The sequence below is a fragment of the Parapedobacter sp. 2B3 genome (assembly GCF_041925275.1).
In the GTDB taxonomy this organism is placed as follows: Bacteria; Bacteroidota; Bacteroidia; order Sphingobacteriales; family Sphingobacteriaceae; genus Parapedobacter; species Parapedobacter pyrenivorans_A.
Window position 1 is genome coordinate 98,860 of sequence record NZ_JBHEUZ010000008.1, and the last position, 13,899, is coordinate 112,758.

Sequence of the window (13,899 nt, forward strand, 5' to 3'; positions counted from 1 at the left end):
CGCGCAATGCGTAGTAGCTATCGTTTCATACTGTTTTATTTGTTGGCACTTTACGGTTCCCTGTCAACGCTGACGGCGAGGGCTCAGCATTTGGGAGGTTTGGTGCACGATCGGGAAACGGGGCAGCCGATCCGGGCGGCAAGCGTTACGATAGGCAACCTACGCACAGCCACCGATGCAGGCGGGCATTTCGGCATGGTCGGCTTCACCGGCTTTCCGGCAACCATTTCCATTTCGCACATCGGCTACGAACCGGTATCGCTGACGCTGTACACCGCTCCCGACACGTTATTGTATATATCCTTGGTTAGCAAGACTATCGGTATCGATGAGGTGCGTGTGCTGGGTAGGCGCAATTCTGTAAAAGACTCGCTGTGGATGCGCAAGGAATATGCCGACCAGTTCAACTTCAATCCCGTAAAGCCGTGGCAGTCGCTCACCCTCGCGCCCATGGGCATTGGCATTAACCTCAACGTGCTCTTCGCCTCCTTCTCGCGCGAGCAGAAACAGGCCAAGATACTAAAGGCCGCACTCATCCGCGATGAGCGCGAAGATTACGTAGACCGCCGGTATACCAAGGCGCTCATCCAAGCGCAAACGGGCATCCCGGAGGCAGAACTGGATGTCTTCCACTGGTTCTTCAGACCTACTTACGAACAGTTGCTCAGGTTTTCCGACTATGACCTGCTGCTATATATCCGTGATAAGTACAACGATTTCAGCACGCGTAGGGAAGCCTATCCGAAAAATGTGCCGCGACTTCATGCTACTATTCCACTTGCCTCTCCGTTCTCAGGTACGCCATGATGTCAATAACTTCCTGCGCTTCCAAGTGTTCAAAAAGACCGGGGGGCATCATAGACACCGCCGCCACCTCTTTGGACTGGATAGCCGATTTGTTGATCAATACCGGTTCATCCTGCCCAACGATCCGGAGCGACAGTTGCCGTTGGTCTTCGCCTGTTACATTGCCCGAATAGGTACGGCCATCGCGGGTGTTGATTACCACGAGCTTATAATCGTCCTGGATTTCAGCACTCGGTTCGAGCACATTCAACAGGATGTAGTCCACATCTCTCCTGTTGGAGCCCGTCAGGTCTGGCCCCATCACGCCGCCCTCACCGTACATCTTGTGGCAGCTTCCGCAGGTTTGTTGGAACAGTGCTTTCCCACGTTTCACATCGGCCGCCGCAAGTGCACCGGGGGTAAGCATTTCCCGGTATTTTTCATACGCAGCCTTATCGCTGGCTACCTGTTCTATCGGTCCCCATACCTCGATAAACCCACTCCCCACCACGCGGAGCAACTGCCTGGCAACATTGGGTGGTACATCTTTCTTGGGAATCCGGTTTTCTTTGATTTCGCCCATCAATAGGTTTCCATAGCTTGCACGGGATGCGAGCGTCTGCACCGCTTCGGCTTTCTCCTCGGGTGAAAAACCTCGGTAGCCGTCTACCAGCAGTCTGCCCAACGATTCCCTGTCGAAAGCGGCGATGGCGCGGATGGCATCCTTTCTCATTGCCGGGTCGTGCACGAGCCCGGGCAGCTCGGCAACCAACTGTTGCTGTTGCTGCGAAGCTAACGTCCGGAGGGCATTTTTCCGCTGGTCTGTCGGCATTTTCTTGTCTTTGAGCGTCATAAATGCCAATTGGGTAGCCTCCTGATCACCAAACAATCCCGAAACGTTCATGGCAAGTGCAGCTACATGCCCCTCGTTGTGCTGTAATTTTTCAGCTACCGATTTCCAGTTAGGAGGCATGCTGAGGTCTGTCCGTCCTTCCATGCCACTAAGCATACCGGTCAGCAGATCTTCCGTATTTTTTTCCTGCATCCCGATCAATGCCACAAGGCGGTGCAATTCATCTTCATCCACGGCCCTTCTGGCGATGTATTGCGTAACCGTGGGTATGCGGGAAATCGCAGCAAGCGCCAGGAACTTGCTGGGGTTTTCCACCACCAACGGCTCTATGCCGTACCAAACCATCTTGGGTATGTTATGGTCGTTTTCGTCCTCGCTATGCTTGATGAGCCCGATGGCAATGCCCCATTTATCTGCGGTATCGATACGTTGCAGTGCCGCCGCCAGGTATAGGCGGACCACCGGGGAGCGGTCGTGCTGGGCCATCGACCGGAATTTGGCCAGTGCCGGTACGGAAGGCGCTCGGTCTTCACAAAGCAGCTGGATGGCCCAGGCCCGGATGTAGGCATCCTTGTCGTCAAGGGATTCCACCAACACCTCCGGGGTCAGCCCACCACTGACGTGCAGCGCCCACATCGCGCGCAATCGCAGGTCGGTGCTGCCGTTTTTATCGAACATTGTTTTCAGTTGCGCGTGCGTACCCGTTTGGAGCTTCCCGGTGGCCGCGCGTTTATGCAGGATGCCCCTCGCCCGCCGTGCATGCCAATCGCTGGGGCTGGCCTGCAATTCCACAAGTTGTTTATCCGACAACGCATTGAGGTCGTCGTATCTCCCGGGGAAATCTTTCGCCAGCGATTCGGAAGGCATGATACGGAAAATCCGGCCGGTCTCCGCATTAAGCACCTCCTGCCCACAGATATCGGCATCGTGCCAATCGAGCACATACAGTCCACCCTCGGGTCCGATTTCCATGCTGAAGCCTACCCATTGCGCGTTGTTGGCCATCAGGAAATCATCCCCGTGTATGCCCACGTAGCCGGATCCCTCGGGCGCCAAGATATCCGACAATACGGCATGCTCGTGGATATTGGCCATGAAAATCCGGCCGTGCTCCTCCCGTGGAAAGGCGTCCGATTGGTAAATCCGGGCCCCACCGTGGGCCGAACTGTGGCCGTGGTCGGCAATCGTCGTGATATCCTCGTAGACATAGGGATTGAAATGCTGCCCGCCCTGCCGGTGGTAAATACCGCCGGGCACCACATGCCATAGATGGGGGATAACACAGGCGGTCATAAACAGTTGGCCTTTCGCATCGTAGTCAATGCCCCACGGATTGCTGAATCCATGGGCAACCACTTCAAAGCGGTGCTTAACCGGATGGTAACGCCAGACCCCCCCATTGATATCCACACCATCCGCTTCGAGCAGGTCTTCGGGGAACGCATCGTTGTGATAATAGAGCTTTGCATCCCCGTTGGGTTTCCTGATTTTTGAAGGCGTGGCAAATCCCTGCAATCCGTATAGCCATCCATCAGGCCCCCATTGGAGGCTGTTCAATGTTTCGTGCCGATCGCGGATGCCCCAACCGGTAAGCAAAATTTCGACATCTTCCATATCTGCCTGATCGTTGCCATCCCTGTCGGGCACAAACAGCAGGTTGGGAGGTGCGCCCACGAAAAGGCCGTCGAAGCCTACAGCAATGGCAGCGGGAAAAGCCAACCCTTCCATAAACACCTGCTGGCTGTCCGCAGCCCCGTCGCCGTCCGTATCTTCCAGTATCAAGATGCGGCTGGTCCCTGCATTCGAGAAACCGTGCCCACGCGATTCGTAGTCCTTGTTTTCCGCAACCCACAGGCGTCCCCTGTCGTCCCAGCAAAACGCCATCGGCTGTGACATCATCGGCTCAGCCGCCCAGACATTTACCTGGTACCCCACTTTCACGGTCATGGTATCCACCGCTTCCTGCGGTGTTAAAAATTTGGCATTCCTCCCCTCCGCCTGGGCCAACGACCACAGCTCCGTCATACTATATACCCCATCTCTACCTGCGAACTTGCTCCAAGCTGCGTTCATCTCGGTCTCACTCCATTCACCCGTGTGCACCACCAGCCTGTGCTTGATGGTTTCGGTGTGGCCCACCTCCCACTGCCAGTCTGTATCGCGCGTGTAGGCGGGCCCTAGGCCCAACTGGGGGTCTACACGCCATTTGTTGGGAAAACCATGGTTTTCCGGATGATCGAAAATGGTCACATATGCCCAATCGTCACGGCCGGCTATTTCCATCCCTACCGCTGCCCACATCGCCGCCTGTCCTTCGGCACGCCCGTCTTTGCTCCGGGCGGCATTTACAATTTCCCCGCCGACACCGGGTTTCCAGGGCATCCTCAAAAACAGGCCGCCGTAGTCGTACTTTCCGATTACCAGCTCCGATAACGCTTCGCCCTTCCACGCCAAGTCAAGCAGGTACTGTCCATCGACCAGTTGCATCGACCAGTCTTGCGTTTCTTCCATCACCGGTACACCCCGCTCGTCTATCAACCGGTAGATGGTCTGCCAGCTGACCACGTCCCCTTCCCCATCCAGGATCGTGGAGGCTACTTTTTTCCAATGGTCGCCCTGCGGGTTGTGGAAATAGTCGCGGCCGTTCACGCGGGTGAACCCCCAATACAATCCGGTCTGGTGTTTATGGTGACCCGGGCTATATTCGGTAAGCACCCCGTTACCATCGGGCGCTACGATGGGATGGAGGTATGGCCGGAAATCCGTTTCAGCATGTTGCACCAAAATCGGTGTGTCACCATCAACCCTAAAAACGGAAATGGTTTCATCATTACCCCCTTTCACGATTTTCAACCGTACGGATATAGCCTCCTGCCCTTCATTTCCATCCGTCGCCACACGCGGACCACAGCTGAGGAGAAAGCAGCAAGCAATGATTGATAGGGCGTAAAAGATTGCCCGTGATTGCACCTGGATACGCTGTTGGTACATCGCATAGTGCTTTTCTACTTTTATTTTCAAGGCCACAACGGATTAGTTAATGCCAAAACTAAGGATAAAATTGAAGAATACCAACGGTGCGTCTTCCACCAGCATGTCTTTGAATCCGGAGTAATAAAAACCGCCCTACCATAAAGTTGTCAATGCTGAATCGTACCTTTGCTTATCAATGATCCATATGCGACCACCGCACCCAACAAATCTCATGGTTTCGTTTACATTCACCGCCCCGTTGGAAATCATCGGCATCAATCCGTATGTCGCCGTACCCGAAAACGTATTGGCCGCCATACAGGCCCAAGCCGGCAAGAACAAAAGCCCGATACCGATTAAAGGTACCCTAAACGGGCGGGCGTTCCGGCAGACCTTGGTCAAATACCGCGGCGCCTGGCGGCTGTATGTCAATACCGAAATGCTTGAAAACTCACCGAAACGCATCGGTGAGACGGTAGAACTGGATATTGCCTATGACCCGGCCGACCGAGCCATCCATCCCCACCCCCGGTTGGTAGAGGCGTTGGCGCAGAACAAGCAGGCTAAGGAGCGGTTTGATGCGCTCCCGCCCTACTTGCAAAAAGAAATCGTCCGCTACATCTCATTCCTCAAAACCGAAGCCAGCATCGAGCGGAACGTGGCCAAAGCCATCGATTTTTTGTTGGGCAACGGCCCGTTTATCGGGCGGAAAATGCTTGAGTAAAGCTATTCCAGCACCAAATTGAAACTATTTTCCCGTTGGTTCCGCCAAACAGTCAGCTGTAAGCGGCCTTTCCATTTGTTGGAAGCCTCCGCTTTCAGCAAATCGACCACGTTGTTTGTCGCGGTACCGTCGCAAGCCAAAATGACGTCGCCGGCCTGCAGCCCTGCTTTCGCTGCCCACGAGCCTTCCGAAACGCCCACCAATAGCACCCCCCTTATCCGGTCCAAACCTGCGGCGGATTGTTCTCCGAGGTTCTCCACGGGCTTCACAGTGCCACCCTGCCACTCCACTACCTCGCCCGGAGCAAAGGTTCCTGCGGCCGCTACCGGCGATATCACCGGGCGATCGGCCTGTGCCTTCAAATGAGGGGAAAATACGCCGAAATCATCCATCGCGAAATTTTCAAACCCCTGCTCCAGCAATTCAGATTCCTCGGCCAACGTAAAATCTCCTGCCAATGCATCCACAAAGTGCGGAGCGCTCACCTTGCCATGCTGCTCAATACCGTGTTTACGCGTCGTTTCCAGGTCGGCACTGTCCAAGAAAAAGTTGCCGTCCACCGTATCTCCCCAATCGTTTACGCGTATCTCCTGATGGGCGGTCATGACGATATTTCCGGTAAAGACATCGTGGCTGTTCTCAAACCATACATGCGGGTGGAATCCGTTGTTCACCAAAATATTGTTATACACCCTTCGGTAAAACCCTTCCCTAAGCTTTAGCCCTCCGGCTAAGCATAGGTTGTTATAGATTTCATAGTTGCTCGAACCATCATCCAGATCGATATCCCACCCGTGGTCGCACCGGAAGCGGTTGTTCCGTATCACCGTCGTCTCCACCGCATCCAGCAAAATCCAGTCGGGATGTACCTCAGCCAAACTATCCATCACGTGCCGGTCCGGGTGCCAGAAGCGGTCTCTGCCCCATGAATTGAACGCCCCATGGTCGCCTGTTTCCAGCACCGTTTCAAACACGTCGTTGTGTTCGATGATGTGTCCGCCCCAAGCACCGTCTCCGATATTAATGCCGGCACGCGGCACGTGGTAAATGGTATTATGGCGCACATCGATCCGCGCGGCCAGTTGGATCTGCACACCGGCCACCTGTTTTTCGATGGTACCGATGTGCCGGATCAGGTTATCCTCCACCGTACAATCCGCTGGGAAAGCGTTGCTTTTCGGGCCCGGGATGGTATCCATCTCGCTGGCAGGTACAAATTCCTCATACCGAAACGACGGGGATCGGACGGCATCGGCACTACCTACAAAGCAGACCGCGCTTCCGCCGATGTGTTCAATCAGGTTCCCGGAAATTTCAGCCTCCCGGTTGTAATTACTTACGAACACGGCATTCCCCCCCAACAGGCTGAACGTGCTGCCGCGCACACCGCATCGCTCCGTTCCGTCAAACAAAACGGCTCCGTTGCGGTAAATCGCCCAATCACTCCGCATCAGCTGCTCCTCGGTCTTCATGAATGTGGGAACGGTATGTTGGAAGGTAATGCCCTCCACATAGATATCGGTCACCGGGTGCTGCTCACTGCCTTTCAGTTGGATAATGCTTTCGAGTTGAGCGGCTACAAACTCCAAGCGATCGATTTGCTGCCCTTCCTCGGGAATATAATACAGCATCCGCTCGGCTTCCGAAAAATACCATTCGCCCGGTGCGTCCAGTTCCTCGAAAATGTTTTCCACATAGCGTTGGGTCTCGTGCATCGGGCTCGGCCGATTGTTCTGCCATCCGCCCTCGTAAACCAGCTTGCCCGCCCCATCCTTGCCTGTAATCCGGTAATGCATGCCACCCCACCTGCCGCTGTGCATCGCATGGATATACCCCCCTGCCGGGTTTTCCCAACCGGCTACCCGCTCGGGTCCGATCGCGTCGACAGCAAACCCACCGAATGGGAATTTCCCCTCTTCATAATTGGGGTACCTCGCCCGCGTCAACGTCTTTCCGTCAGCGAACAGCCCCGCTATGCTGTCCACGTCGGCTATAGAGCTCTTCCAAATGGTTCCGTCATGCTGTTGCCAATCCAATTCGAGCAGCTTCCCTCCGCTCAATACCACGTCGGCACCATCATCCGAACGGATGATGTAAGGTGCTGCAACGGTTCCAGACTCTACTGCCTCGAAAACGAGCGGTTCCGACAGGTAATGGGTGCCTTCCAACAGCACAATTTCGAACCCACCGTCATTCCCTTGTTCTTTAATATCCGCTACCGCACGCTTGGCTGCGGTCAATGAGGTAAACGGCCGGTCTTTCGTGCCGTCGCCCTCATCACCGTCTTTCGGCGTTACGTAATACGTAGTCACCGCTGTACTGCACGAACCCAAAACAGAGCTTATGCCCACAAATAGCAAAATCGCAAGACGTATGGTGGTTATTATCCGTTTGTTGTTCTTCATGTCGAAACGGCTATTGATACAGCGGGTTCTGCGGAATGTTATTCGTCGTAATCTCCTCAATGGGAATAAGCCATGTTTGATTATACACACCAATGGGCACATTTAACGAACTACCCCTAATAGCTTGTATTTTGTGGAACGTATTGGTACGCTTCATGGTCTGCCAACCCAACCCTTCGGCATGCAGCTCCCAGTTCCGCTCGTCCCATACGGCCTCACGGAATTCGCCTTGCGTCAATCCGGCCAAATCAGGCACATGCGTGGCGTCATTTTTGTTCACACGTGCCCTTTCTCTGATTGCATTGATGTACGGATAAGCATCTGCCGGGCCATTGATTTCGTTTTCGGCTTCCGCTGCGATCAAATACATCTCGGCCAAGCGGATGATTGGCCGAGACCAAGATACCATCGCTTGCGAAGGGCCCACTCCCCTATCAATCAAATCGGTATCGACAAATTTATGAAAAAAAGGCAACGATAGGTTACCACCCGGTGCAGGATAGTTTTGCTTTATCCCCCATTCTTTCCGCCTGTCCCCTGTCGGGAAGCTATTGATAAACGCATTCGTGGGCATCAATTCAGGCCGGTACCCCTCAGCTGTACACATGATACCATGCAGCCCATTTCCGCCCCTGCCCGGAATATATTGGCGCTCCCAAATCGATTCGCTGGTATATGCCTCATGGTGAAACACATCCGCATAATCAGCTCGTAACGAAAACCGACCGTCACCGATCACCGCCAACGCCTTATCACGTGCTTGCACGTAGTACTCCGTCAGGTTCAGTGGGTTCCCTGCCATGGTCAGGTAAACCCGCGCCAGCAATGCTGTAGCTACACGTTGATACACACGCCCCTGCTGCGGAGCTATTTCCGGCAGATGGGTTTCCGCAAACAACAGGTCTTGCACGATAAAATCATACACCTCCTTTTGCGGCGTCCTCGGAAGCTGAAGGTCGCTGTAATTGGGTGCCACTTGGATCGGCATGGGAACATCACCAAAGAGCTGCACCAAATCGAAAAATGCATATGCCCGCAGCATGCGCGCTTCCGCCGTTAGCTGATTTCTCTTGGTTTCATCCAAGGGTGCACTAGGCAAGTATTCAAGCAGGAAATTCGCGTTTTTAATAACCCCGTAGGGGCCATTCCAGGCGTTCCGGGCATTGTAGTACGACGGTGTCGGATTGTTGTTATAGATGGGTAGTGCTTGCTCTACACCGGCATCGGGTGCACGATAGATATCAATAATCAGTTCGTGGGTAAACGTCACATACATCGGAAAAGAAGCATACATCCCCTTTGCTACCGCTTCATAACCATCAGGGTTTGCCAGCACACCGCCGGGGCTAAGTACCGTCTTCGGCTCTTCTTCCAGCATTTTTTCACAGCCGGCATGCAAGCCGATGACAGCCGCCAGTATGATTGTCGCTATATTTTTAGATAATTTCTTCATCTTGATATTCGCTTATGAATGTTCCTGTCAAAAAGTGATATTAACGCCCGCAGTGATGGATTTTGTGGAAGGGTAATTTCCCCGATCCCACCCTGCAATACTGGCCGAGGCCCAAGATACTTCGGGGTCGTAACCAGAATACTTGGAGAAGGTTAGGTAATTCTGCAAACTTACATACGCCCGGATAGACGAGGCTTTTCCAGACTTAAACAGCGTCGGTGAAAACGAATACCCTATCGTAACGTCGCGCAGACGCAGGTAAGAAGCATCTTCCAACCACAAGCTGTTGGCATAGTCTCTGATCGAACTACCACTACTGGCCGAGGGCTTATCCACCGAATTACCTGTCCCAGCCCCGGTCCACCGTTGTTCGAACGCTTCACGCGTAGGCGTCCAGCTTCCATTCATCGTTATATTATATTTCCGGAACTCATTCGCGATATCATTACCGTAGCTTCCTACAATCATGAACGATAAGTCGAATTGTTTATACTGGAAACTGTTATTGAAACCGAAAACAAATTTCGGCTCGAAATTCGATAACACCGTGCGATCATCCTGATCGTTGACTACCCCTTGGCCATCCCAGTTCTTAAACCGGTAGTCACCAGCCTTTTTGGTAGGTTCGCCATTTTCGACAGCCTCGGCATCCGTTTGGTAAATGCCTTCCACGGTATATCCATAAAGCTGCATCATGGACTGCCCTACGATGGTGGGAAACCAATTGCCTCCCGTGCCAATCTCCATGAACGTAACCGGATTGCCGTGTGCATCATTACCCAAATCAAGCACCTTCGTCCGATTGTGCGATACCGTCAATATCGGGTTCCACATTACATTCCCGATGCGGTGGAACAAAGACGCTTGAAACTCTACCCCACGGTTACGCACAGCACCTACATTTTGCAATACCCTGCTGAACCCGCTTGACCCTGGTAAGTTGACACCTAATAACAGATCTCTTGTTTTTTTGTCATACCAATCTGCCGTGATATTCAACTTGCCATCAAATAAGCCGAGATCCACTCCCACGTCAAATTGCTGCGTGGTTTCCCATTTCAGATTCCGATTTTCGAGTGCCGAAAGCGTAAATCCCGTATGCTGGCTGTTATTGAACGCGACATCTACGCTTGATAAGTTAGCCAGGGTTTGATAGTTTGCTATCGCTTGATTTCCCGAGAATCCATAACTCGTACGCAATTTCAAATTGGATACCGTTGGGTTATCCTTCAGGAAGTCTTCCTCGGAAACCGCCCACGCCAATGCACCTGAAGGGAAAAAAGCAAATTTATTATTGATACCGAACCGCGAGGAGCCGTCATATCTTGCCGTTAGGGTAACGTAATATTTATTAGCGTAGTGATAGTTGGCCCGCCCCAGATACGAAATCAGCTTGCTGTCGCCGAAAGACGACGACGGCAACGCCTTCGTGGCTGCAGATTGAATATTGTACGTTTCATAGATATCGCTCAAAAACCCTAACGCAGTGCCGCTATTCAACCCATCTCCCTTACTGTCTTGATAGGTCATTCCGGCCAGCACATTCAAGGAGTGGGCACCAAACAGGTTGCTATATTCAAGCGTATTCTCATTCAAAAATGAAAAACTACTTCCATACGCCCGCGACGCCCGGCCGAAAACCGGTAGCCCGTCGGCATCGGTGCCCTGGCCTAGGGTTATGTTTCCGGGGTAGTAGGTATCCGACTTATTGTTTGATTGGTCGAGTCCGGCGCTTATGTTTAATTTTAATCCCGTTGCGATTCGGTATGAAAGCAATACATTGCCCAGTAACCGAAGGTTACGCGATGGGTTATGCCAGTTTTTAGATAAACCAACAGGATTCGTTTCTCCCCACGGAACGCCGGTGAATCGCGTATATGTTCCGTCGTCGTTATATACCCCTTCTGTCGGCTGCATCACCATCGTGGTAAACGGAATCCCACCACTGCCATCGGCACTTTGGTATTGGGCTCGTTCGTAGTTGGAGTGTTGTACCGAAAAACTGGTATTGAAGTCCAAACGCTCACTGATTTTCTGATCCAGGTTAATCCGGAAAGAGTAGCGGTCGAATCCTGAGTTGCGGATAATCCCGTCCTGGTTGAAGTAACCGAAGGAACTATAATATTTTGTTTTTTCGCTACCGCCAGACAGCGATAAGTCGTGGCTCTGTACCATGGCTGTACGGTAAACGAGGTCCTGCCAATCGGTACCTTTGCCAAAAGCATCGACCTCCTGCGGAGTCCAGGGCAGCGGTTCATCGTCGTTAGCGGCCACTTCATTCTGCAGTTGCGCAAACTCCGAAGCATTGATCAAGTCGAGTTTTTTGCGAAGATGCTGTGCGCCAGCATACCCGCTGTAGCTAACGGTCGGCTCGCCTGTTCTCCCTTTCTTGGTCGTTATCATGATGACGCCATTCGCACCGCGCGAGCCATAAATGGCTGTTGAGGAGGCGTCTTTGAGGACACTGACGCTCGCCACGTCGTTCGGGTTAAGCTGCGAGGTCAGCGCATCCAGCGGCATGCCGTCTACGACATATAAGGGCTCATTGCTCGCCCCCAATGAGTTTGTACCCCTGATTTTGATGCGCATGAACTCACCGGGTTGCCCCGATGCTTGGGTAACCTGTACGCCCGCAGCGTGGCCCTGCAGCCCCTGGGCTATGGTGGATACCGCGTTGACCTGCGTGAGCTTCTCTGCAGAAACCGAGGCGATGGAACCGGTCACATCGGCCCGTTTTACCGCGCCATAGCCCACCACCACCACCTCGTCGAGGTCTTCGCCTGCCGCGGGTTCCATCACGATACGCATTTGGCCGCTGGTCGCCGCCCGTTGCACGGTTTCGTACCCCAGGTAAGAGAAGGTAAGCTGGTTGCCCATCTCCGCCTGTATGCGGAATGCGCCGTCGTCATCGGTAGCCGCTTCCCGCGCCGTGCCCTCCACCTTGATGGATACGCCTGCCAACGGGTTGCCCCGTTCGTCCACAACCCGGCCCTCCGCATATTGTTGCGCGATGATGACCGGGGCAATAGGCATCACCCCTTTCCGCGCTGCCGCCTTTTTTATAAGTACTACGCCATCATGCATACTGTACGCCAGGGGTAGCCCGGCGATGATTTGTTGCATGACTTCATCGAGTGATGCATCGTTGGCGTTGACGGTAACCCGCCAAGCGTCCTCAAGCAGCCCGTGTTCGTAGATAAAACGGTATTTCGTTTGCTTCGTAAGGTCATCCAACACCGCCTTAATGGTGCGGCTCTCTACGTGCAACGTTACCGTCTGCGCGGATGTCTCGGCCCGTAGGCCCAGCGAGAAAAATACCGTAAAAAACAACACCAATTTCATGGTAATAATGGTGATAAATAAATTATTCATAAATTTGAAATGATAGGGTTATTCCATTGGTTTCGAATAGCACACCAAGCAATACCTTATTCGTTTCCGGAGGTAGTCGCATACCTTCGGATTTTTTTTGCTTGGCCAGTTTTTATATGATTACTTATCTATGTAGACCTCCTTCCTTTTTGATGCTTAGTAAACAATCAATTTCTTTCCGTCGATGGAAAATTCCCTTCCGCTCATTTCGGCTAGCAGCGCACATACAGGTGCCAAGGTTTCACTGCGTTTTATGCCACCCACAAACCGTTTGTCGGGGAGTGTTTTTTTTACCGACACGTCTACCCCGTACCATCGCGCCAATTCGTCTAAAATCTCATCCATGGTCTTTTGGTTGAAATAGAAATACCCATCTTTCCATGCCAAGGCCTCTTCGATTTCCACCGGCGAAACATCCATGTGCCCCGCGGCAGCCACCACCCCCGTACCGGCCAACAGCTCTTTGGTTTGCTGCCCGTTGCTTACGCGGATTTTCCCTTCCGTCAGGATGGCTTTCACCGACCCGTCTTTGCGGTGGCTGTTCACGTTGAATGCCGTGCCCAGCGCCTCGATTTCGAGGTCTTTCGCCTCGACAATAAACGGCCGTTCCTTGTCTTTCGCCACCTCAAAAAAAGCCTCGCCTACCACGCTTACCCGCCGCTCGTGGGCTGCAAACGCAACCGGAAAGCGAAGTGTGGCGTTTGAGTTGACCCATACGCGCGTACCATCGGCCAGCGTCAATTCATAAACCCCGCCCACCGGTACGTCCAACTGGTGGTATACAAGCTCTTCGGTAGGCACTTCGGTTTTCCTATAGGTGATGGCGCCCGCTCCGATATCCAGGGCAACACCATCGGCTAGCTGTTGGTGCAAAGGTGCGTCTCCGAGTGCTAGGGTAGTCCCATCGGCCAGCGTTAGCACGGCTTTCTGTCCACCCGGAAGCACATCGTTTTTATGGCCGTACCGGACATCTGCCACTACGCCCGATTCCGTGGGCGCGTCTACCAGCCACCAGCCCGCCAGCAGGAACATCACTAAGGTTGCCGCTGCTCCGAAGCCAGCTGTCCAGCTCCGCAAACGCTTTCGGCGGCGGCGTGCCAAGACAGTCTCCCAATCGGCACGTTGCGCAAAACCATCCAGCCGCGCCAGCTTGGCAGTAAGGGTCCCGTTGTCTTCGAACGTTTCCAGCAGTTCGCGCGCCTGCGCATCCTGTTGTACCCGTTCCGCGAGCCGCTGTTGTTCCGCCTGGGTAAGCGTGCCTTCCAGGTGGCCTTTGATCAGCCTTGTCAGCTCCAGCTGTTGGTCATCCATTGCCTTTTTGTTTTCGTCTATA

The 13,899-nt window shown here is 53.4% G+C and carries 7 protein-coding genes; 2 read left to right on the forward strand and 5 right to left on the reverse strand.

Annotation, left to right across the window (positions count from 1 at the left end; translation table 11 throughout):
- The first annotated feature begins 6 nt into the window (after positions 1 to 6).
- Complete coding sequence (locus ACEVG1_RS10795; protein ID WP_374743677.1) at positions 7 to 807, forward strand: carboxypeptidase-like regulatory domain-containing protein; 801 nt, start codon at positions 7 to 9, stop codon at positions 805 to 807.
- Here the strand turns inward: ACEVG1_RS10795 and ACEVG1_RS10800 are convergent.
- The gene (locus ACEVG1_RS10800) at positions 770 to 4,660 is read right to left on the reverse strand and encodes a PVC-type heme-binding CxxCH protein (protein ID WP_374743678.1); all 3,891 of its coding nucleotides are present in this window, start codon (positions 4,658 to 4,660) and stop codon (positions 770 to 772) included. The two genes, ACEVG1_RS10795 and ACEVG1_RS10800, sit on opposite strands and share 38 nt — an antisense overlap.
- Positions 4,661 to 4,844: 184 nt before the next feature.
- Here ACEVG1_RS10800 and ACEVG1_RS10805 point away from each other — a divergent pair, with 184 nt between their 5' ends.
- Positions 4,845 to 5,336, forward strand: a complete 492-nt coding sequence (locus ACEVG1_RS10805; RefSeq protein ID WP_374743679.1) for a YdeI/OmpD-associated family protein — start codon at positions 4,845 to 4,847, stop codon at positions 5,334 to 5,336.
- A 2-nt stretch (positions 5,337 to 5,338) separates the two neighbouring features.
- Here ACEVG1_RS10805 and ACEVG1_RS10810 read toward each other — a convergent pair whose 3' ends face one another.
- The 4 genes from ACEVG1_RS10810 to ACEVG1_RS10825 form a co-directional block, all read right to left on the reverse strand.
- A complete protein-coding gene (locus tag ACEVG1_RS10810) occupies positions 5,339 to 7,741 on the reverse strand; it encodes a PDZ domain-containing protein (protein ID WP_374743680.1) in 2,403 nt (800 codons plus the stop codon).
- Positions 7,742 to 7,751: 10 nt separating this feature from the next.
- Positions 7,752 to 9,194 (reverse strand): RagB/SusD family nutrient uptake outer membrane protein, encoded by a 1,443-nt coding sequence (locus ACEVG1_RS10815; RefSeq protein ID WP_374743681.1) that lies wholly within the window; start codon positions 9,192 to 9,194, stop codon positions 7,752 to 7,754.
- 27 nt (positions 9,195 to 9,221) lie between these two features.
- Positions 9,222 to 12,566, reverse strand: a complete 3,345-nt coding sequence (locus ACEVG1_RS10820; RefSeq protein WP_374743682.1) for a TonB-dependent receptor — start codon at positions 12,564 to 12,566, stop codon at positions 9,222 to 9,224.
- 156 nt (positions 12,567 to 12,722) lie between these two features.
- On the reverse strand, positions 12,723 to 13,877 hold the full coding sequence (locus ACEVG1_RS10825; protein ID WP_374743683.1) for a FecR family protein: 1,155 nt from the start codon (positions 13,875 to 13,877) through the stop codon (positions 12,723 to 12,725).
- Between the last annotated feature and the right edge of the window lie 22 nt (positions 13,878 to 13,899).

Excerpts from the sequence above, each read along its gene's own strand:
- ACEVG1_RS10795 (WP_374743677.1), top strand. The coding sequence starts at position 7 with ATGCGTAGTAGCTATCGTTTCATACTGTTTTATTTGTTGGCACTTTAC.
- ACEVG1_RS10805 (WP_374743679.1), top strand. The coding sequence starts at position 4,845 with ATGGTTTCGTTTACATTCACCGCCCCGTTGGAAATCATCGGCATCAAT.
- ACEVG1_RS10810 (WP_374743680.1), bottom strand. The coding sequence starts at position 7,741 with ATGAAGAACAACAAACGGATAATAACCACCATACGTCTTGCGATTTTG.
- ACEVG1_RS10815 (WP_374743681.1), bottom strand. The coding sequence starts at position 9,194 with ATGAAGAAATTATCTAAAAATATAGCGACAATCATACTGGCGGCTGTC.
- ACEVG1_RS10820 (WP_374743682.1), bottom strand. The coding sequence starts at position 12,566 with ATGAATAATTTATTTATCACCATTATTACCATGAAATTGGTGTTGTTT.
- ACEVG1_RS10825 (WP_374743683.1), bottom strand. The coding sequence starts at position 13,877 with ATGGATGACCAACAGCTGGAGCTGACAAGGCTGATCAAAGGCCACCTG.